Origin of the sequence: Variovorax sp. PBL-H6, from assembly GCF_901827155.1 — a bacterium.
In the GTDB taxonomy this organism is placed as follows: Bacteria; Pseudomonadota; Gammaproteobacteria; order Burkholderiales; family Burkholderiaceae_C; genus Variovorax.
Genome location: NZ_LR594660.1, coordinates 347,200 through 367,414, shown reverse-complemented (window position 1 = coordinate 367,414; position 20,215 = coordinate 347,200). Strand labels below are relative to the sequence as shown.

The 20,215-nt window shown below is 63.0% G+C and carries 15 protein-coding genes and 1 CRISPR repeat array; of the genes, 2 read left to right on the top strand and 13 right to left on the bottom strand.

The features are described from left to right. Positions 1-67 precede the first annotated feature (67 nt). The 12 genes from G3W89_RS30110 to G3W89_RS30055 form a co-directional block, all read right to left on the bottom strand. Positions 68-1,129, bottom strand: coding sequence for a hypothetical protein (locus tag G3W89_RS30110; RefSeq protein ID WP_146039552.1), 1,062 nt, complete (start codon positions 1,127-1,129; stop codon positions 68-70). A 98-nt stretch (positions 1,130-1,227) separates the two neighbouring features. Continuing rightward, the gene (locus G3W89_RS30105; protein WP_068674103.1) at positions 1,228-1,977 is read right to left on the bottom strand and encodes a hypothetical protein; all 750 of its coding nucleotides are present in this window, start codon (positions 1,975-1,977) and stop codon (positions 1,228-1,230) included. Between the two features lie 31 nt (positions 1,978-2,008). Beyond that, entirely contained in the window at positions 2,009-2,482 is a 474-nt protein-coding gene (locus G3W89_RS30100; protein WP_332105935.1) for a DUF6884 domain-containing protein, read from the bottom strand. Continuing rightward, positions 2,479-3,576 (bottom strand): DGQHR domain-containing protein DpdB, encoded by a 1,098-nt coding sequence (gene dbpB / locus G3W89_RS30095; RefSeq protein ID WP_162570915.1) that lies wholly within the window; start codon positions 3,574-3,576, stop codon positions 2,479-2,481. The genes G3W89_RS30100 and dbpB overlap by 4 nt, the downstream gene beginning before the upstream one ends. A 551-nt stretch (positions 3,577-4,127) precedes the next feature. After that, the gene (gene cas6e, locus G3W89_RS30090) at positions 4,128-4,781 is read right to left on the bottom strand and encodes a type I-E CRISPR-associated protein Cas6/Cse3/CasE (RefSeq protein WP_146039555.1); all 654 of its coding nucleotides are present in this window, start codon (positions 4,779-4,781) and stop codon (positions 4,128-4,130) included. Positions 4,782-4,786: 5 nt separating this feature from the next. Continuing rightward, positions 4,787-5,464, bottom strand: coding sequence for a type I-E CRISPR-associated protein Cas5/CasD (gene cas5e / locus G3W89_RS30085; RefSeq protein WP_083944147.1), 678 nt, complete (start codon positions 5,462-5,464; stop codon positions 4,787-4,789). A 9-nt stretch (positions 5,465-5,473) separates the two neighbouring features. Continuing rightward, positions 5,474-6,643, bottom strand: a complete 1,170-nt coding sequence (cas7e, locus tag G3W89_RS30080) for a type I-E CRISPR-associated protein Cas7/Cse4/CasC (RefSeq protein WP_068674097.1) — start codon at positions 6,641-6,643, stop codon at positions 5,474-5,476. A gap of 54 nt (positions 6,644-6,697) precedes the next feature. Beyond that, positions 6,698-7,186, bottom strand: a complete 489-nt coding sequence (gene casB / locus G3W89_RS30075; protein ID WP_068674095.1) for a type I-E CRISPR-associated protein Cse2/CasB — start codon at positions 7,184-7,186, stop codon at positions 6,698-6,700. Beyond that, positions 7,183-8,754 (bottom strand): type I-E CRISPR-associated protein Cse1/CasA, encoded by a 1,572-nt coding sequence (casA, locus tag G3W89_RS30070; RefSeq protein ID WP_068674093.1) that lies wholly within the window; start codon positions 8,752-8,754, stop codon positions 7,183-7,185. Before casA ends, casB begins: the two co-directional genes overlap by 4 nt. A gap of 260 nt (positions 8,755-9,014) precedes the next feature. Then, a CRISPR array of direct repeats spans positions 9,015-9,897; the repeat unit is 29 nt; unit sequence CGAGCTATCCCCGCTTGCGCGGGGGAGAC. 33 nt (positions 9,898-9,930) lie between these two features. Beyond that, a complete protein-coding gene (gene cas2e, locus G3W89_RS30065) occupies positions 9,931-10,293 on the bottom strand; it encodes a type I-E CRISPR-associated endoribonuclease Cas2e (RefSeq protein WP_083944166.1) in 363 nt (120 codons plus the stop codon). Between the two features lie 223 nt (positions 10,294-10,516). Further along, entirely contained in the window at positions 10,517-11,113 is a 597-nt protein-coding gene (locus tag G3W89_RS30060; protein ID WP_068674089.1) for a CRISPR-associated endonuclease Cas1, read from the bottom strand. A gap of 1,014 nt (positions 11,114-12,127) precedes the next feature. Continuing rightward, positions 12,128-14,701, bottom strand: coding sequence for a CRISPR-associated helicase/endonuclease Cas3 (locus tag G3W89_RS30055; RefSeq protein WP_083944146.1), 2,574 nt, complete (start codon positions 14,699-14,701; stop codon positions 12,128-12,130). Positions 14,702-14,856: 155 nt separating this feature from the next. On the opposite strand from G3W89_RS30055, the gene G3W89_RS33765 reads away from it, so the two are divergent. Beyond that, the gene (locus tag G3W89_RS33765; RefSeq protein WP_083944145.1) at positions 14,857-15,156 is read left to right on the top strand and encodes a helix-turn-helix domain-containing protein; all 300 of its coding nucleotides are present in this window, start codon (positions 14,857-14,859) and stop codon (positions 15,154-15,156) included. A 387-nt stretch (positions 15,157-15,543) separates the two neighbouring features. On the opposite strand, the gene G3W89_RS30045 is transcribed toward G3W89_RS33765, so the two are convergent. Then, complete coding sequence (locus tag G3W89_RS30045) at positions 15,544-18,642, bottom strand: error-prone DNA polymerase (RefSeq protein ID WP_162570916.1); 3,099 nt, start codon at positions 18,640-18,642, stop codon at positions 15,544-15,546. A gap of 297 nt (positions 18,643-18,939) precedes the next feature. Here G3W89_RS30045 and G3W89_RS30040 point away from each other — a divergent pair, with 297 nt between their 5' ends. Further along, positions 18,940-19,962 carry a helix-turn-helix domain-containing protein gene (locus tag G3W89_RS30040; protein ID WP_068674082.1) on the top strand — a complete coding sequence of 341 codons (1,023 nt, stop codon included), beginning with the start codon at positions 18,940-18,942 and terminating at the stop codon, positions 19,960-19,962. Positions 19,963-20,215 lie beyond the last annotated feature (253 nt).

Here is a 20,215-nt window from a genome sequence, read left to right as displayed (position 1 = left end):
ATTTACCGCCCGCTTCCTCTCGAGGAGGCGGGCTTTTTCGATTCGGGAAGGACGGCCCGCAAGCTGGTCAGGGCGGTGGCTTTTTCGCGAACGCGTCGTACGCAAGCACGGCACGGCGCATGTACGGCCATCGCTCGACCATTCGTTCCTTGCCGTCCTTGGGGCAAATTTCGTCGTCAGCGTAGGCCTCGAGTTCCTTTTGGATGCGAGCGGCGGTACCCGTCGCCCCTTTTGCGTGGCCGAAGGCGCACCTGGCGCCCCTTGGGCTGGAATTCCAGATGCGTGCGAGGATGAACGCCTCCCGCACGTCGTGTTTGCCGTCGGTCACCACCAGCCGATAGGCCGAGGCCCATTCGTTGTTTGCAAAATCCCGCATGATGCGGAACTGCACGTCCTCGCGACGCAGTGCCTCGCGCATGCCGTGCCGAAACACCTGCCAGTCCTTTGGACTCAACGTGCTCCGGAAATAGTCCCTGCAGTACTTCTTGCCGGCAAATCTTGGGTGTTCATCGTGCTGGAACGCTGCACCCGCGAGGTCCGTCTTGACTTCGGTGAGGGGCGACGTGCAGTGGCCGCCGCTGGCATAGAGCCTGTCGAAGTTGACGCCCTTGAGCTTGAAGAATTCATTCTTGTTCGCAGCCGGCACGACGTCCGGATGGTTTTTCTCAAGGTACCCCATGAGCTTTTCCAAGCCGCCCGAGTCCTGGTGCATGACGCCAATGCCGCCCTTGGAATAGCTCATGAGGTGCTTGCCGTCCCCGGTGCTCTCGACCGCCTCCCAGTTTCTCCGCGCTGGGTCTTTCGGGAGGCCTGTCGTCGGCGAAACGCCCCATTCGGCGACCGCCAGGGCGAGGGGAATGAGCGACAGATTGGCGATTGCGGTCGCGTCTGTCGGATTCGTCTCGTAGGCCTCGACCAGCGTCTTGATGAAGTCGGCCTGCAGCAACTCCCCGCTGATGTTGTCATCAGCCGTGGTGCTCCATTTGCCCTGGGCAAGGAAGGCGCGCATAGCCTCCTCCGAGGGACCGCGGGGCGCCGTCGGTGCCGGCTGGGCCGTCGCAAGAGCTGCGGACGCCACAAGCGCTAGGCATCCGGCGGCCCGATGAAATGGCATCACGGTTCCGAACAAATGCATCGAGCTTCTCCTCGCTGTGGCGGGCACCCTCCTGCCCCGAGGTTCCAGCGTAAGGGATTCAGCCCGCGATTGGAAGGCCGCTTGTGTGGTCCTTAAGCGGGCTCAGCGACTTGGGCCGGCGGGACGGAAGTGGAGTCCAGCCAAACACCGCGGCTGCGAAGTACCGGCCCCCATTCGTCCCAGGGAAAATACGCGCTGGGGTGGCGGACGAAAAAGAGCTCCAGCTCCCGTCCCCCGTGCACGAGCCGCATGTGCAGCGGGCGGGTGTCGACAATCGCAGGTAGGCGCTCCTGCACGAGTATCTGCACGTCAGGCATTGCGCGAAGCGCGGCAATCTTCTTTGGCTCTGTGCCATAGACGATGCAACGCTCAGCCTCTAGCGCGGCCGCCACTGGAAAAAACTGGTTCCAGCCGGCCACGAAGTCCTCGTCCTTCGGCCGATGCGTGCGGGAATTCAGCAGCCGTGGCACCAAGTTGAGGTAGGCGACCTCGGACCACAGCCTCTGCCGCTCCGCGGCGGAGGGCCGTGTCTTCAGGAACACGGCTCGCTCGAAATTCGCGAGGAATGCGCGCTTGCGGCTGCCCTTTGGAAAGCTGTCCGACAGGCCCATCCTCAGGTGCCGCCAGCGCATGCTGTCAACGACCGAAATTTTCTCGCGGTTCCTCTCGTACTCCTCAGCCGAGCCCCAGACATAGAGGCTTTCGCCCAGCACGATGGTCCTTTTGGCGGACGTTCGGAAGGCCGAGCCTACCCAAGGCAGCAAAGGAAGGCGCAACGCCTCGAAGGCCGTGTCGAACGACCTGTCCAAAAATCCCCTGTACTTGTCTTCGCCTTCTTCCATGGTGCCTCTGTTCAACGTTCTGTCGAAGTTATCACGCTGCTTGCGCGAACCCGGCCGCCTGCTGCGCCAGGCGCCGCTTCAGCCATGCCTTCTGCGACAAAATGCCGAGCCCGGCGAGCGGGACGTGCACGTCGCCAAACCTCGTGGACAGGAATCTCATCAAGTCATCTCGGTAGGCCCGCCCCGCGAGGACGACGCAGGCCTCTCCTCGGAGGCTGGCCGATTGCATCTGGCGTTCCACTTCCCGGGCCCACGCCTTGCGACCAGCCGCACTGAGGTCGTTCAAAGACTGGTCGTAGGGCGATAGAAGCTCGTCCGGGTGCACGAGCCCATGCTTTGCGGACAGGATGTACCAGCTCCCGGTCTGCCGCTCAGTCCAGGCGCGCGCCTTCCTGAACAGGTCCGAGCAGTACAAGTCCCTCGCCGGTGCAGCCGATTTCAACTTTTGCGAGCAGCAGGCAACGAAGACGGTGGGCGAGTGCAGCCCCGTGGTCCTTGCTGTCAAGCCAAGGCCGACTGGATGCCCACACGCGCCGCGCGCCGGCGTGGACGCCCGGTCTCCTTAAGGCTGCGCACCAGGTGGTTGGCCAAGATGGATACGTCGCGACCCGCGTTCTGGACTTGGTTCCAAGGGCGAACGTCGTCCACCGAAAACCGCCAGGAGCCGTGCGTCCAGGCGCATTCGTTGGCGATGCGCTCCAGCCCGGCCCTGAACTGTTGCCTGGTTCGGGCGCCCTCGACGCCGTGCAAGTAGTCCATGGCGAAGCCGAGCGCCATGATGCCGGCGCTGTGGACCAGCCGGGAGGTCCGAGGGGTCTGCTCGTCCCAGGCGCAGGGCCAGGTGTCCCGGACGGCCCAGAAGAAGTCGCTGACCAGGTCAGCCGAGCGCGCGACCGCGGTCTCCGCCGGCGCTTCCCGAAGCGCGCCGTCAGAGCGGGAGCACATGACGAGCTTCTGAAGCGCCGTGTCCCGCACAACGCCTTTGGGATTGGTGTGCTGGCTCACCGCGCGGCGCAACGACGAGTCGGCGCGATAGTTGAGCTGCTCGACAACCTGGGAGCCGAACGACCGGGAGCTCATGCGCTTGGGCAACGACGACACTGTTGGCAAAAGCTCGTAGACCAGCTGCTTGGGTAGAGGCCGAGTGTTGTTGATGAGCACGAACTGCCGCCGCAGCTCGGCGTAGTCCTCGCAGATGAGGACCGAGCAGAAGACCTCGAAGTCTGTTCGACCGCTCGCCACGAGCGCCTCGAGACGCTGCTGGCCGTCGACCACGAAGCCGGGCCCGTCGCCGTCACGGAGCGTGACCACCAGCTCATGGAGCTTGCCGGCAACTTGCTCAACCCGCGCGCCCTTGACGAAGGCAATCACGACCGGGTTTGGCAGGATGGCATGCCCTTCCTGAAGGTACTCACTGATTTCTCGGATGTGCTTGGCAACAAGGTGACGCTGGAAACCCCGCAGCTTCCCGTCCTCTTCACGACCCACGCGTTCGACCCGGGCTATGGCACGCAGTTGGCCGGGCAGCGCCGTCACGCTCAGCACCTTGTGCCGCCGGGACTGTTGGGCGAGCAAACCTTGCAGACGAATCTCTTGCACTAGCGTCCTTCGATTTATACGGGACACATACTTTACTCTATAAAGCTATAACCTTCAATTGCGTTTAAGGGCCGGACTTTGTAGAACGTAGTGTATGCCGAGCGAGGTTTAGCAACCATCTCGCGTAAACCCACCGTCTTCAGGCCGGGGATATTAGGCGGACGCCATGGTCGCACGATAGGAGCCCGCAGCTCTTGCCAGGCGCCCGAGCACCCAACTTGCGCGGCTGATACGACCACCACGCTGGACAGGTGCACGCTCAGCGCCTGGCCTAAAACGTAGGAATCCCCCCGCCTTGGCGGGGGGAGGAATGTCACCCTGAGCTGGCCTCGCAACGAACAATGCGCCGCCAGGTCGAGCAGGACTGAAGGGGCATCGAGAAATTAACGCCAGACAGACTACGCGCCGCGCCATTGCTGCGGCGAACGGTCTCGCTGCGTCACTTGAAATCCCGCGAGCTTGTCCTCAACAGCCCTAGCAGTGGCGTCAAGTCCTTCAGCCGTTCTGCGACCAGGCTCCGCGGCTCCCCGTCGGCTCTGCCCGCGCAAGGGTTACTTCGGTGCGGAAAGCAGCATCAAGCCACAGCCGGCGAACTTCGCCTTACCGTATCCCGTGGCTAGCTTCGTGAGGAAACGAGCGGGGTCTTGCACCTCGAGGGTACCGGTGATGTCCAGGTAGGAAAGCTTGGTCATGTGCTGGCCCCGCTTCGTCACGTCGAAGCGTCGGTAGTTTCCCGCAGAGCAGTCCACGACCCGAAAACCCGAGCTTTCCTCGCGGCGTTCGAGCCAATCGGCCGCTACCCCCTGCGCGATAGTCTGAACGTCGACCTCGCCGCCAGCGGCCTGATATCGGTCCATCACCATGTCGACCCGCTTGCTGCGAGCATTGAGCCCCTGGGCTTTATCCTCCGTCGGACTGACCCGAAGTGAGAAGCCCACCAGTTGGCCAGCCCGTACCTTGGGCGCGTATTCGCGCGTTCGGGCGCGCCATGGACCCTCGGGCGAGAGCGCTTTCGGCGACAAAACGTAGACCTCGAGACCGTCATCCGTGATTTCAGTGCGGTAGAGGAACTCCCGGGAGGCATCCGGTCGAGCCTGGAGCATGGACCAGAGCGCCTGGTGCTCCACGTATTTGTTCGCAACCAGGCGGGAATAGGCGGCGACCGATTCGCGGGTACGGGGGAGGGTGAGGTGGGTGAGCTGCATGAAAATCAAAGGGTCAAATGACCCTCCCGCTCAACGCGGGAGGAAAAACTGTTTCTCGAGAGCGCAGTACGTCGGTCGTTTCGCCGATGGACGACAAGCGGCTCGACCGCCGTTGGCAGGTCGGCTTCCCAGAAGAACTCGCGCTCACACGGATGGCCGGTGCCTCCGACACGACGGCTCCACTCGCGCATTGCGTCCTCCGCCGTCTCGGCGGCAAACACGAGTGGTGCGGTAAAGGCTGACAGCGCACAACTCTTGCGGCCGAGGTAAAGCGGGAACGCGGGCGCGCACAGTGCATCGGCAATGGTGCGCAGAACGGATTCCTCCCCTCCAAGGACCACTAACCAGTGGCCGCTTTGCAGGTACTCACGACGGGTCACCATCGAATTCGGCTCGCCGGTGGCCAGCTGCTCTCTGCGGGTGCGACCGATTTGCTTTGCAGGTGCCTGCACGGTATGGAAGTCGACCAGCACAGTTGGCGTGCGAAGTACCACATACCCTAGCGACAGCGCGTTGGACAGGGCGAGAAAGCGGCTGTCTTCCGAACGTTGAATGCCTAGCGCAGCCGCGAGCAAGCCCACCACCGCGGCGCGGCGAGGCCGACCATCAGTGCCTCGTTGCTCGCCCGACGTGCTCCCGAAGGAGGCTAACGGCGCCTTCAGTTGCAGAACAAGGTAGTGCACGGTCTGCCCTTAAGCCGCCACTGCCTCTGCCACCAGGGCCTGCACTTCAGGAAGGGAGCCTTGACGGGCAGCGACGAACATTTCGCGATACTCGGTACGCTGCGAGGGGAAGCATTGAAAGGCTGCTTCACGGTTCGCACGCAGCGCTGCAACGGCGCCGCCCGTAATGTCGTCGCCCTTCACCGGAGCGGCGAAGGCATCCGCATAGGAGCGAGGCTGTGCATTCCCGACCTCGACCGCCAGGTAGAAAGCGTACGAGCGCGCCGCGAACGTATTCTGTTTGCCACCGGGCGCCACGGTCGCGACGGCCTCAATGAAGGCTTCGATTGCTCGTGCCGCCAGCGCCTTGTCACCGTTAAGATTCTTCAGCAGTACGTCGACGTCCACGTTGAAGTAGGAGTAGTACACCCCTGCGCCAAAACCGTTCGAACCCATGTGGCCCGAGCCCTCGTCTGGCGAAATGTCGTCGACAGCGGTGAAGAAGTCATCGTCAGCAGTCGCTTTGTGAACAGTGAACGCGTGAGCGGCCTGCACCCCGCCTTCGACGGAGAGGGGCTTGTTGCCGGCAACCATGCGACCGAACATCGCCACGTCGACGCTCATGAGCAGGTCCAGAATCTGGCCCTCGACCACCTTCTGCTCGATAGGAGCGCCCTTGGTGGAGCCGCTGGGGTTGAGCGAGTCGGCCAGTACGGTCTTGATGAACTCGACCTCCGATTTGCTGGCGTAAAACAGGTTCCCCTTGAGCTCCGCCAAGGTAGCGGGGAGGGGCGCAGCGCCCTTCTTCTTCTTGCCGCCCTTGCCCTTCTTCGCCTCGGACGGCGGCGTTTCAGAATCCGCGTCGTCCGTCCCGGATTCTTCGTCCTTAGGAGCGGCGCTCTTGCTACCCTCGAACGCGTCGCGAACAGGCACGATGTGCGCGATTACGGCCGCTTCAGGGTGACCAAGGGCGACTTGCTCCGAGGCAAGCGTGAACCACAGGTCGCGGCTGCGCGTGCCGGTCATGATGTCGGCCATAACTTCGCTCGTGCGGTAAGCCCGTTTCAAGCACTGCGAGGACAGGCGAAGACGAGGAACTCCGCAGAACACTTCGCTCTTCGGACGCGACAACTCGTCGCGGTTGAGGTTGTTGGCGCCGTACGCGGTCAGTGCGTGGATTTGAATGAACTTCTTGGTCATAAGAGATGCCGATTGGATTGGATGAAAACGGAGACGGAGTGGGTGCGACGCGGCTCAGGCGGCTGTGAGCTTCACGGAGTGATAGTCCGCAACGAGCCGCTTGCGCAGGACGTCCGCGTAACCCTCAGTCCAGTTCAGCGCGAGGTCGGCGATGCTGAAGGGCGACACTTGGCCCTCAACGAAGCGGATGGCACGATGAACATGCGTAAACAGCTCTTCCGGGCCCTCGGCGGTAACGAGCTGCTGGAAACGGAGCGCGGAGTAGGGGTGCTTCTTGTCCCCAAGAGCCTGCCCCAGGCTCGCCTTGCCTTGCCCGACGTGCGGAAGCAGAAGCAGCGCGCATGCAAGGTTCTCGTCACGCACGCGGTGACCCGCAGCGGAGAGTGCCTGCCGTGTCTGGGGGAAAGTGGGTTCGAACATTGCGTGGAGCGCTTCGCTGCCTCGGCGCAACCTGAAGTACTCCGGATTCCGGGAAGCCTTCAGGGCGAAGATGGCGCTGACCACAATGTTGGCGGCGGACAGGGAAGGGTTTGGCGGAGTCATGCGGCGATAGCGTCCTGGTTGGAGGCCGGCTTGGCCTTGGGGTAAATCAGTGAGTACGTTTTGGCGCTCAGCAGAACGAGCTTGTGGCTCAAGGTCTCATTCGCGAAGTCGATGACTAGCGCTCTGTTGAACAGCGATACTGCCGCCTTGCGCAACTGACTGCAAAATTGCTCGTAGTCATCCTGCGTGAGGCTGCCGCCGGCTCCGTCGACTTTCGCCAGTGCACGGCTGATGAGTGAGCGTGCGCGGCCGGCAAGTTCGGATTCGAGTTGCCCGGGACTGCTGGAAAGCGGCACCGCAAGGGGTCGCTTCTTGCTACCGAGGTTCTTCCGGGCGGCCGTCCGGACGATGACGAGGACCCGCTGCGCTTCGGCAACCAGCTTCTCGGCCTCTGCTCGCAATTGACGAAGGTGCTCCGCGTCAGCTGCGGCCAATAGTGGCCCCGCCTCGTCGAACCAGGTCAGGAACGTGGCGGTGGCGTAGCGCGGACCGAAGACGCGAAGGGTAGCGCGCGCGGCCTCTGCGCGGGACAGGTGTGCCATCGCGGGCAGGCCGGCCAAGATTCGGCGGGTCGGGGTTTGTGCGCCCAGCGTCAGCGCGAGCCAGTCCCCGAGCATGTAGCCTTCCGACGGAACCATGACCGCGGCCTCAACGTCCACCTTGGTCTTGACGCCGTCTATCTCCTTCTCGTTCTTGAGCATGCACCACGCCGTGTGAGGGTGGCGGAGCCCCTCAGGCGGACGGGCGGCCGTCTTGTCACGGCTCGCGGTTCGAATATGCGTGGGGTGAACTTCTCCGCAGGTGGAGCATGAGGTGCCGTCCGCGTTCGCGCTTTCATGGAGTCGCAGGGCACGGGGCATCCACCAGAGCGCCGCGTGCGCACCCAGCTCCCTTGGCCCGATTGCCTCCTTGCTGAAGACCTTCAGGCCCGTCGTCCAGGGGAAATCCTCTTCCGCTCCACCCTCGAGGCAGTAGCGGTCGGTGTACGTGTCGCGGTCCAGTAGATTGAGGCAGATGGTCTCCCACAAGGTGGGTGCCTCGATGAGCGCGGCCAGGGCGCTTCCCCCGCGCAGGGCAACCTTGTAGCCGGAACCTCCTTGGCCCGCATGCGCCTGGTTGCCAAAGAGGGCCGCCGGGGCGCAATGTGGGCACATTGAGTCGAGTGCCGAGCGGTGAACGAAAAGGTCGGTGTTTTTGGCAACAGCGTTCGCACCGGGCCCCTCTGGTACCAGGCCACGCACAGGGATTTCTCCGCCAATAGCTTCTGGCGACTGCAGGAATCGTGCACCGTCACCAAAGATTTCAAACGCAGGCGCGGCAGTTCGAAACGCCTTGTCCAGCAATGCAAGGTCGGGGGCCCGCACCAGAGCTCGTCGCGCAATCCTGTCGTGCGGCGCCGCAAGGGTCTGGTAAACGCACACCGCCAGCTCAGTGATGAGCGCTGAGTAGTCGGCTCGGGCATGCTCCACACGAAGCGCACCGGAGGTAGGGATGTCCACCATGCGCTGCTTGGCCACAGTACCGTCTGGCAGCAGGAGGGGGACCCAAGGGTCTAAGAGTACGTTCATGCGCACAGCGGAATAGTGAAATTATGCCGCCTTGCTTGATGACGTAGGCGACGAATGCTAAAGCGTCACTCATTGTATCACAAAGGACACTGATAGCGCAATGCGCTCGAGTATAGGTTACAGCCTTAAAAGCTGAGGCCAGGCTCCACGCCGCAGCACAAGAGCCTGGCACGGGCTGTCCGTTGGCGGTCGACCGAGACTTCCAATCCCCGCGCAAGCGGGGGTGACGTGCTCATTGGCGTGAACTTGGCCATCAAGGGCGAGCTATCCCCGCTTGGGCGGGGGAGACCTCAGCAAATGCTCATCGCCCGCAGCCCGTACCGAGCTATCCCCGCTTGCGCGGGGGAGACACGCGTGAGCAAATCGAGGACGACCAATTTCACGAGCTATCCCCGCTTGCGCGGGGGAGACGTGTCCACCGGCATCGACCACTTCGAAGAGGGCGAGCTATCCCCGCTTGCGCGGGGGAGACTCAATGCAGCGCGCTTGCCAGGTGATAGCGCACGAGCTATCCCCGCTTGCGCGGGGGAGACCCCTCGGCGTCCTCGAGGCCAATCACCAGCCGCGAGCTATCCCCGCTTGCGCGGGGGAGACGTCTACGGATGTCTGGGTGGCTTCCTCGTCGGCGAGCTATCCCCGCTTGCGCGGGGGAGACGGCTCCTGGATGGCGATGCTCTCGATGGTCGACGAGCTATCCCCGCTTGCGCGGGGGAGACGAAGCCCCCTTCTTTGCATGCAACAAGCCTCGCGAGCTATCCCCGCTTGCGCGGGGGAGACAGGGGCACGATGTCGAACGCGGTGGACGCCGGCGAGCTATCCCCGCTTGCGCGGGGGAGACTACTCGACGTCTCGAGATGGAAGCAAAGACTGCGAGCTATCCCCGCTTGCGCGGGGGAGACAGCAGCTGCGCGGTACGCGCGCCCCAGCACGGCGAGCTATCCCCGCTTGCGCGGGGGAGACGCGTGCGGCTCACCTTGGTGCGAACGGATTTACGAGCTATCCCCGCTTGCGCGGGGGAGACGACGTTGCAGCGGCCGTCAGCGCCCCACAAGACGAGCTATCCCCGCTTGCGCGGGGGAGACGCGCACGCAGCACGCCAAAGCCTGACGCTGCGCGAGCTATCCCCGCTTGCGCGGGGGAGACTCTTCCCCTAACCCGTTGATTTAGCGAAACATTTTAGTTGTCACACTGTCCACCGGGGAAAACCACCTCCGCTAGACCTGCTAAATCCATAATGGACTCAGGGACCTCGTCTGTGCTCAACCGAGGGAAATCCACCAGCTGCAGCCCATCGACTTCGACCGCCCGGCGCCGATTCACGCCTACCGTCCGGAACGAGACGCCGCAAACCTCAGTTTGGTCTGGCCACACAATCAGGGCGTCGCCATCCTCGATGTTGCCGCAAGTCAACGCCCATAGTTCTTCACGCAGTTTCTGTGTCGCGTGCCCGGTATAGACGCCAGCCCGCACCTCAAGCAGTATCGTTGATAGCCGGCCTCTTAAGCGAGGTGGCGCACCAGTCAGGACGAGGACGAGCATCATGCGGTCGACTCTTCGAACAGGCCTTTGAGGTCATCCACGACCCGCGCAACAAATCGCGTTTGCTTAAAGTGGTCACGCAGGTGCCGCCTTACTTGAGTCTCCACCGCGAATGCCGAGCTCCCCGCGGCAGCCCTGAACGCAAGAGGTGCGCAAATCTCCAACTTATAGAGGTCTGCAATGTCGTATACAAAACTTTTGGCCCCTCCGTCGTGGACAAACCCTATCGTGGGCTGTATCCGCAGGCGAGAATAACAGCCACCGCATTCGCTGCGGACAGGGCCCGGTTGACGCTATCGGCAGCGTCCCACTCTCCTTGCTCGTAGGTTCGGCCTTTCCAGTCCACTCCGAACTGTCGAGCCAGCAATTTGTAGGACTCGCGGACCCGCACCCCCTCGATGCCTCGAAGTTGCTCAATACTGCGTCGGGCCGGAATCGCCTCGCCGAACCTAATCTCGAACATCTTGCGGGCCACCTGAAGCCTCCGGGCTTCGTCGGCATATGCCAAGACCTGCACTTTAAGGTTGGTAGGGTTTCCGTCGGAAGGGCGCCCGACAGAGTATGTACGGCACGCTTGCTCGCCAACGAAGCAAATGAGAGTGTGACACTGGGCCGCGAGCTGGAAGGCAGCGTGGGTCACGCTCGTCCCGGGCTCAAGAAACAAGACATTGAAAGCAGCCACTGGCATCTGCACGCGAGTTCCATTCGCATCCTCCAGTACAAATGCGCCGTCCTTGACGTCAAGGCGGCCGTAGCTCAGGAAAATGAAGGGTATCCGTTCCTTCTGAAGGCGATAGATAGGCTTTAGCGGGGCGTTCATACCCAGGTGTAGCGCTGCGTTACCACCAGGTCTTCTGCTGACGCGGAGAGCAAATATCCCGCCGAATGAGGGCGCCTTGACGTGACCCGGCGATTCCCGCTTGCGAGCACGACGGCAATCGTTTCGAGTGTCCCCGCTTGCGCCGGGGGGACATGCCCCATCCAGAACATTTCCTGTGGGCGAGCGAGCTGTCCCCGCTTGCGGGGGAGACCCATGGTTCTCGCCACTGCACGAGCAATCGCACGAACTACCCCCGCTCGCGCGGGAGAGACTCTGATGCGCGGCCGGACGTTCTGGTGGGGGGGCGAGCTATCCCCGCTCGCGCGGGGCCGACGACGCAAATGAGAGCGACTACTTGCTGCTTCCCGAGATATCCCCGCTTGCGCGGGGGAGACGAGGGCGGCGGCGTGCACGACGTCCTACAGAACGAGCTATGCCCGCTTGCGCGGAGGGGACGCAGGAGACAAGCAAATGGCAGCCCTCAAGTCCGAGATATCCCCGCTTGCGCAGGGAGACGCCTGATACTGCTCGCGCTCGCGGTTCCAGCCTGAGCTATCCCCGCGTGCGCGGGGAAGTCTCAACGCCACCGCAAGTGATGATGCGACAACCCGAGCTATCCCCGCGTAGGCGGGGGAGACCGGTCACCCCGAAAGAGGACGGCATCGCAGACCGAGCTATCCCCGCTAGCGCGGGGGGGGGGGAGCCGTTCGGTGCGATATCAGTGAACGAGACCGGCCGAGCTATCCCCGCTTGCGCTGGTGGGGGGGGAGCCGGCTTGCGGCCTCCGTATCCGGTGCGCATCATCCCGCTTGTGCGGGATAAACGATGGCGACGGTTGGCATCGGTCCGATGCTCCTGAGCTATCCCCGCTTGCGCGGGGAGAGACGCACGCGTCGTTCGACACCCGAAACTACGGCGAGCTATCCCCGCTTGCGCGGTCAACGTCTTTCGCACCTGCATTTTTTAGCCACCGGCTTTATCCGTTCATTGGCGCACGTACGTGCGCCGCGGCTCTCATCTCCGCCGCTGTGGTGGGCCCACCGAAAACCCACGGGTCCGACTGTAGCGGACCAATCGCTCCTTGCTCGCATGGTCGACCGCCAACATCTCCCACTCACCCGAGCCGGCTGCGCCCATCCTCAACTTTGCGTGCCCGGTGTCGTCGACCTCGAGAGCAAGTAGGCTTGCTCGTAGGCTTAGGCGGGACAACTCCATGCTGCCAAACAAGGGGGCGCCGCCTTGGTCGCAAAGCACTACCCGGACCGACTTCTCCCCCAGCCGGGTCACTGCTTGCTCAGGCGCCACGTCTGCAATCAACTGGGAGTAGCCCACGGTCAGATTCAGTCGAACGTTTTTAGCCGCTCGCTTGGCTGCTTCAATCTTCCCTTCTGACCGCTCTTCCGCAAACGCCAGAAATGCTGGCGCCTCGGCCTCTTCGTCGTACGCGAACTCGACGGCTTCCCGAACGCCTGCGGGAATCTGCAAGCCACCGCGCTCCTCAACCAACTGTGCCGTGCGAAAGAGCACCACAGGAAGGGGATAGACGAACATCGTGTTCGCAGGGAGCTCCGCAAGGAAGTCGACATTGCCGTGAGTCTCGGGCGCGACTACGTACACCAGGCCTTCCCCGCGCGCATCGTCGCCTGCCATCGCCATCTTCCCGTCGGCGTCCCGAACGTGCCGGCGCCAGCGGCCGATACGCTGCAGCAAGGCGTCGATTGGGGCCAAGTCGGTGATGAGCTCGTCGAAGTCCACGTCGAGTGACTGCTCCGCCACCTGGGTAGCGATGACCAGCTGTCCTTTGCGAGTAGCGGATGTCGAGCGCTTGCCGAACTGCTCCAGCAGGTTGCGGTCATTTTCCGAGCGATGCTTGCCGACAAACTTCGCGTGCGCCAGCTGCACCTGGCCTGGCAACAGGGCGAAGAACGTGTCGAAGTCCGCCTGGGCACGGCCGACTGTGTTGCGCAGCAAGAGAACACACTTGCCTGCTGCAAGTAGCCTCAGGACGAGGGCTTCGGTTGCGCTATCCCCGATTCGCTGAATGCGGGTGAACCTGCTCACACGTCGTGCGGCAATCGGCGTCTCAACCATGCCGCCCGAAGAGGCGACAGTGGCAAGAGGGTAGTCGGTGGAGACAGGGACGGCCTGCGCGCCAGTCCAACGGGCGCCCTTCCGAAAGGCAGCGACAAGGGCGGCCTTGTGCTTCCGCGGTAGCGTTGCCGACAGCAGGATGGCGCTACCGCCGCGCATGGCATGTGCCTCGAGCGCTGTTTCAAGAAGCTTGAGCATGTAGGCGTCGCATGCGTGAGCCTCGTCAACAACCAGGACCTTTTGCCCGATGCCCAGTTGCCGTAAGCAAAAGTGCTTCACCGGCAGGATAGACAGCGCGACCTGGTCGATGGTGCACACCCCGACGTCCGAAAGCAGGGCAGTCTTGCTGCTGTCCTGGGCCCAGCTGTCGAGGTCGGCACAAATCGACCCAGCTTCGAGATGCTCCGAGCGCAGCCGCGCCAGCGACAGAGACGCACTTCCGTGTGCCAGCGAGAACGACGGAACTCCGCCTTCTGCCTCAAAAAACATGTTGGCCAAAGGCAGCAGCCGCCCGCAAAGAGCATCGGCGGTGGCCTGTGTCGGTAGGCTGACGAGCACCCCGGTGCCTCTTCCGGCCTGAAGCAGCCGCGAAGCAAGGGTCAGCGCGGCCTCGGTCTTGCCGGCACCGGTCTCATCCTCCAGGATGAACAGGGAAGGGCCGGCGCGGTCCAACTCGACGCTATCAGCAAATCGCTGTAGCGGTGTGGCACTCGCCGTGAACGCAGGGAATAGGTGCGAGAGCCCGGCTTTGGCGCTTGGGCGCTTTTCCGCCAGGCTGAGCTCAACCAGCGCGGTACGCGCTTGGTCTTGTGCCTCGACGAAATAGCACTTCAAGGACATCGTCGGTGCTCGATAGGGAAAGAACCTCTGCATGGAGCCGACCCAGTCGCAGAGGGTCAGCACGCCGGCGAGCAAGGATGACGCCTGGCGGTAGCCGCCTCCGTCCCAAAGGTCGACGAAACTGTCGAGCCCCAATACGTCGGCAACGGCATCAAGGTAGGCGTGGGCTGCCGCAGTCGTGCGCTTCCCCACCCCTGTCGAGTTTGAGAGGTCAACTGGCCTGCCGTGGTGCCCGCAAGAAGCGTTCAGAAGGGGCTCTAGCGCTAATTCCGCGTCTTCGAGGGAATCGGGGTACCACCGGGCCGACACCCAGTCGAGTAAGGTGGAAATGCCGGCCTGGGAGTGGTGCTGTGCAGCTTGAGAGGGAACCGGTTGGTCCGGCTGCAGCTGAGCAAACAGCTCCTCGACCTTCGCTTGAAACGGGCCGAACTTGCCAACATCATGGCTGCCTGCCAGGAACATGGCCACCTTGATTGCAGCGTCCTCGGCCATCCCCAGGAGTCGAGCCAGCGTCGAGCTGAGCGAAGGATTGACCCGCAGGTACTCGCCAACGACCGCAGCGACGTCCAAGCTGTGATACGCAAGGGGGTGCCAAGCGACAGTTGTGCCGGGCAATGGGTGCGCCTTGCCCCAATAGGTTAGAAAATCTGCAGTCAAACGAAGCTCCTGGTGGAGCTCCGTCTAGAGTGAGTATTTAGCGGTCTAAACTGATTGCGCGCCCAGGTGCGGCTTGGGCCGTCCTAAAACGCCGGAACGGCGACAAACGTCGTTCGCTGGCGCGGCCGAGCCAACACTTCGAATACAGTTTGGAGATGGACAACCTCCCGAAAAGAATCATCACTAGTCGCGAGAGGCTCGGAATGACGCAGAAGGAGCTAGCTGCCCTCGTGGGCGTCACGCTGCAGGCCGTGCGCAAGATGGAGTCAGACGCCGGCGGGGTATCAGCAGTCAATGCATTTGCAGTGGCAGACGCCCTTCAGGTGAGTGCGCGCTGGCTCGTTACTGGCGTTGACGCAGCAGGAGAGCCTCCTAAAGTCCCCCCAAGCTCGAGCGCATCGCGATGCACCTGGCCGCACTGCCAGAGAATCGCTTGGACGCCTTGGCGACGGTGATAGGCATCAAGCTATAAGCCCGAACGTCCCGGAACCCGACACCCAGGGGCGTTGAGTTGGGCGGGCTATGCCCAAGCACATCCCCGCTCTCGCGGGGCAGACAAGCTCATCGTAGAGCTGCAGGACGAGCACTACGAGCTATCCCTGCTTACGCTGGAGGAACGTTGCGGCTATGAACTCCGTTGGGTGATGGCACGAGGTATCCCCGCCGACGCGGGAGGTGCCCTCAATACGCCGAGCTGCGGTGCCTCTCGAACGAGCTATCCCCGCTTACGCGGGGCTTCTCCGAATGCGTTCCCCAACATCGCGGATTGCGCTCGAGCTATTCCCGCGGGTGCGGATGTCCCTATCGATATAGCTCAGCGGTTTAGCCGTGGCATTGAGAAATCAATGGAAGTCCCTGGAAGTGGTTCGCAGTCGACCAAGTAATGGTGTCAGGTCCTTCAACCGCTCTGCGACTAGGCTCCGGAGCTCACCTTCGCGCTGCCAAGTGCCCTTGACGGCAAGTAGTCGGGCGTTCAGCAGCTCCTGCCTCTGCGCCTCCTTGATGCTGCGCCAGGCAATCACCTGCACCACGCCGGTCTCATCCTCGAGCGATACGAAGATGACGCCGTTCGCCGTCTCAGGCTGCTGCCGCAGAGTGACCAGTCCGCAATAGCGCACCTCCGCCCCGTTCTCAACGTCCTGCAGGTCGGCGGCCGTGGCCAGCCCCCGTTTTGCGAGCAACGGTCGAAGCAGCGCGAGTGGATGGCTGCGCAACGTCAAGCCCGTCGCAGCGTAGTCGAACATCACCTCTTCACCCTCGGGCGCCGGCGCCAGCTCCAGGACGTCTTCGTCGACGCGCGCCTCCTGCAGGAGCTCGGGCACAGAGCGGAGAGCCGCGGCGTCCCAGACCGCGACCCGCCGGTGGCCGCTCAGCGACATCAAGGCATCTGCGCTTGCGAGCAACTTCATCTCAGCCAGCTCGAGCCGCGCCCTCCTGGCAAGGTCCTCAGCATTGTCGAACGGCCCTCGCGCGCGTTCATCGACGATGCGCTGCGCGGATTCCCACCGCAGCCCTGCGAGAAGCCGAAGTCCAAGTCGCACCGCCGGCGCATGCGGGAGGTCTTCAAGCGTGCAGTCCAGGTTGCTGTGCATGACGTCGGGCGGCCGGACGACGACTCCATGCCGCTTGGCATCCTGTACCAGTTGGCTTGGGCTGTAAAACCCCAATGGCTGGGAGTTCAGCATTGCGGTCAGGAACTCTGCCGGGTGGTGCCGTTTAATCCACGAGCTCGCATAGACGAGGAGGGCGAACGACGCCGCGTGGCTTTCGGGAAATCCGTACTCGCTAAAGCCCTTGATTTGCTCGAAAATCTGCTCGGCGAACGCCTTTTCATAGCCCCGCGTCGTCATGCCCTCGACGATTTTGGAATGGTACTTTTCCAGACCGCCTTTGCGCTTCCAGGCAGCCATTGCTCGGCGGAGCCCGTCCGCCTCCCCGGCGGTGAACCCCGCGGCAAGCATCGCAATCTGCATTACTTGCTCCTGAAATACGGGCACGCCCAACGTGCGGCCAAGCGCCTCCTTGAGCGCTTCACTTGGATACGTCACGGGCTCGAGCCCCTGCCGACGCCGCAGATACGGGTGCACCATTCCGCCGACGATGGGCCCGGGGCGCACGAGCGCGACTTCGACCACCAAGTCGTAGAAACACCGAGGCTTCAACCGCGGCAGCATGCTCATCTGCGCGCGGCTCTCAATTTGGAAGACTCCGACGGTGTCCGCGCGCGAAATCATCTCGTACGTCTCGGGGTCCTCCGCCGGGATGTCCTGCATCGCGAATACGAACCCCTTACGCTGACCGATGAAATCCAGGCATTTGCGGATGGCGGTCAGCATGCCCAGAGCCAGGCAGTCGACCTTGAGAAACCCCAAAGCGTCAAGGTCATCCTTGTCCCACTCCAGGACCGTTCGGTCCTTCATCGAGGCGTTCTCGATTGGAATCAGCCGAGACAACGCCGTCCTTGTGAGCACGAACCCGCCGGTGTGCTGGCTGAGGTGCCTTGGGAACCCTAGCAGTTGCCCTGTAAGCAACATCAGCTGGCGCACCTTCAGGTCATCAAGCGACAGGCCTAGTTCCACTAAACGCTCCGGCATGACCGCCTTGCCGTCAAACCACTGATGATTCTTGGCAAGCTGGTCTACCACCTCAAGGTCAAATCCCAGCGCCTTGCCCACGTCCCTCACCGCACTCTTGGGCCGATAGCTGGTCACCACACCGGTGATGGCGGCACGGTCGCGTCCGTAACGCCGGTACAGGTACTGGAGAACTTCTTCTCTACGCTCGTGCTCAAAATCGATGTCGATATCCGGCGGCTCATTCCTTTCCTTGGAAATGAAACGCTCAAAAAGGACGCTCATGCGCGCTGGGTCGACCTCAGTGACGCCCACGCAATAGCAGACGACGGAATTGGCGGCACTCCCGCGCCCTTGGCACAGGATGTTGCGAGACCTCGCGAACTGGACGATGTCAGCGACGGTCAAGAAGTAATGCTCGTACCGGAGCTCCTGAATCAATGTCAGCTCGTGCTCAATCTGTAGCTGGACCTTCGCCGGCACCCCTTCTGGCCACCGTCGGCCGGCGCCCTCGTAGGTCAGGCGCCGCAAATAGGAGGAGGGCGTCTCCCCGTCCGGCACCACTTCGTCGGGGTACTGGTATCGAAGCTCCTCGAGGCTGAATTGGCAGCGCGCGGCCACGTTGAGCGTCTCTGCAAGCAAATCCTCCGGGTAGGTTTGCGCCAGCCGAAGACGCGTTCTTAGGTGCCGCTCTGCGTTTGGCTGAAGGTCGAGGCCGCACTCCGTCAGCGGGCGGCCAACTCGCGTAGCGGTCAGTACGTCCTGGAGTGGTTTCCTGGAGCGAACATGAAAATGAACGTCGCCGGCGGCTACCAAGGGAATTGCCGTCAGCTCGCTCACCTGGCGGAGTCGGTACAACCACATCTCGTCGTCGATGAGGCGCAGAAGGTCGACGCCGAACCAGCAACGCCCCCGGAACTCTGACAGGAGCCAGCGTCCTGTTGTCTCCAGCTGTTCCGGGGTCGACATCCGCTTCGGGCAGGCGACGACGACGCAGTCCTCAAGGGCCGCGGCGGTCAGGTCTGCGAACTGCAGTTCGTATTTTCCCTTCTCTGAGCCACGCCGAAGCTTGGTGATGAATTCACAAAGGTTCCCGTACCCGTTCAGGTTGCACGCAAGGACGAGCAACGTGAAGGGGTGGCCGCAAGCAACCTGGACCTGGGTTCCGACCAGAAGCTTGAGGCCGTGCTCCTTGGCAGCAACGTGCGCGCGCACGATGCCCGCCAGGCTGCACTCGTCAGCGATTGCGAGAGCGGAATAGCCAAGCTGCGAAGCGCGCTCCACCAGCTCCTCCGGTTGGCTGGCGCCGCGCAGGTAGGTGTGATTGGAGACGCAGCGCAGCTCGGCGTAAGCGGGAAGGGCGGACATTGCCGGCGGCCAGGATACTGGATGGCCGTACAGTATCGCACAGCTTGCAGGCCTGCGGCATCGGACCGGGACCGCGCCTGCGCGGCCTGCACGGGCGGTTCGACGGGCGCGATGGCGGCAATCAGATTGGGCCATATCGGGCCTGAGAAAAACCAGGTGGCGCCGGCGCCACTACGGTGCGGCTAAATCTAAAATGCTTGCATCTGATACTGATGGTGCTCGTTCAAGCACTGTCGTACAATAACCCCAAGCGCCGCAACCGCAGCGCATTAAATTCAATGTAGTTTCGAGGACCCAATGCCCGCCACCGCCAACCAGGTCGATGCAACCTCCCGCAAGCGTAAGCTTGACCTCGCCGACCGCCTAGAGCTGGGCGCGCGTCTGCGAAAGCTGCGCGAAGCGACTGGCAAAACCACGCTCGAAATTGCCGAGGAGGTCTTGGGCTATCAGGGCAGCCATGCCGCTGTTTCCCGCCTCGAGCGAGGCGTCTTCTCCGTTGTCAACCTCGACCACCTCGACAAGCTCGCGTCCCGCTACGCCACGGACTCGGCCACTCTGCTCAAGGGCACTGGCGATGTCGAAACCGCGGCACTGCCTGAGGTCACAGGGGAATGGTCCTTCGACGACATCGCGCCTGGTATCCATTTCCGCCTGCGAGACCTTCGGCAAGCGCTCGGCCTTTCCAGGGCGCAGATGGCGACGCGCCTCGGCCACAGCACCGCGACAGTCCTGAAGGGGTGGGAAGAGCGCCTCGCCACCCCTCGTCCCGACACGATTCTCCGTATTGCCACCGAGTTCGGCGTTTCGGGTAGTTGGCTCATTCTTGGCGCCAAGGGAAAGGCCCCGCGGCCGACTCAATCGATGCGCCTGCGCGCACTTCGTCATGCTTCCGACGTCTCCCGCAACCAGCTTGCGATGAAGGTCGAGCCGCTCGATTTTCAGGGACTGCGCACTGCTATCAGCCACGCAGAATCCGGCGTGCGCGGCTTGCCGAGCGACCGCCTGCAGAGCATTGCAAAGGCCTTTGACGTGCCGGCTGACTGGCTTGACCCCGAAGGCCTGCGCTACGCGCCAGCTACCCCCATTGACGCCCCGGCGCAATCCGAAGCGGACTACCTCGCGGGCCTGCCTGCCACGGTCAGAAGTCTTGTCAACAATCTCGTTGCCATGTTCACAACCGGCTTGCTCGACAGTGGCGACGTCGCCTCTGTCAACAAGGAGCTGTCGCGTCGTGCCTGGAAGCGCGCAACGCCCTCAACGGCGCCAGTCAGCGGCGCGCAAGTCGGGGACGTGCGGCGCTCCCGCATCGTGACCGCCTAAGGCCCCTACCGACTTCAGGCACAGGCGGCCACCGACCTCCGGAAGGCCCAAGGTCGCCGCAACGGCCCCTAACACCCTGTGGGGCGAGGTCTTGGCACCGCGCGCTTCAGTACCGCCGCCAACTCCTCGCCAAGAGCTCGTCGCGCGTGCGCAGGCCGCCCCGAACGAGGGACGCGGCTGTGCCCTCTCTGCGCGCCGCGGATGGGCCTGAAAAGAAGGGGCCTAAAACCCCGCACTAGACGGTCCCTGGCTA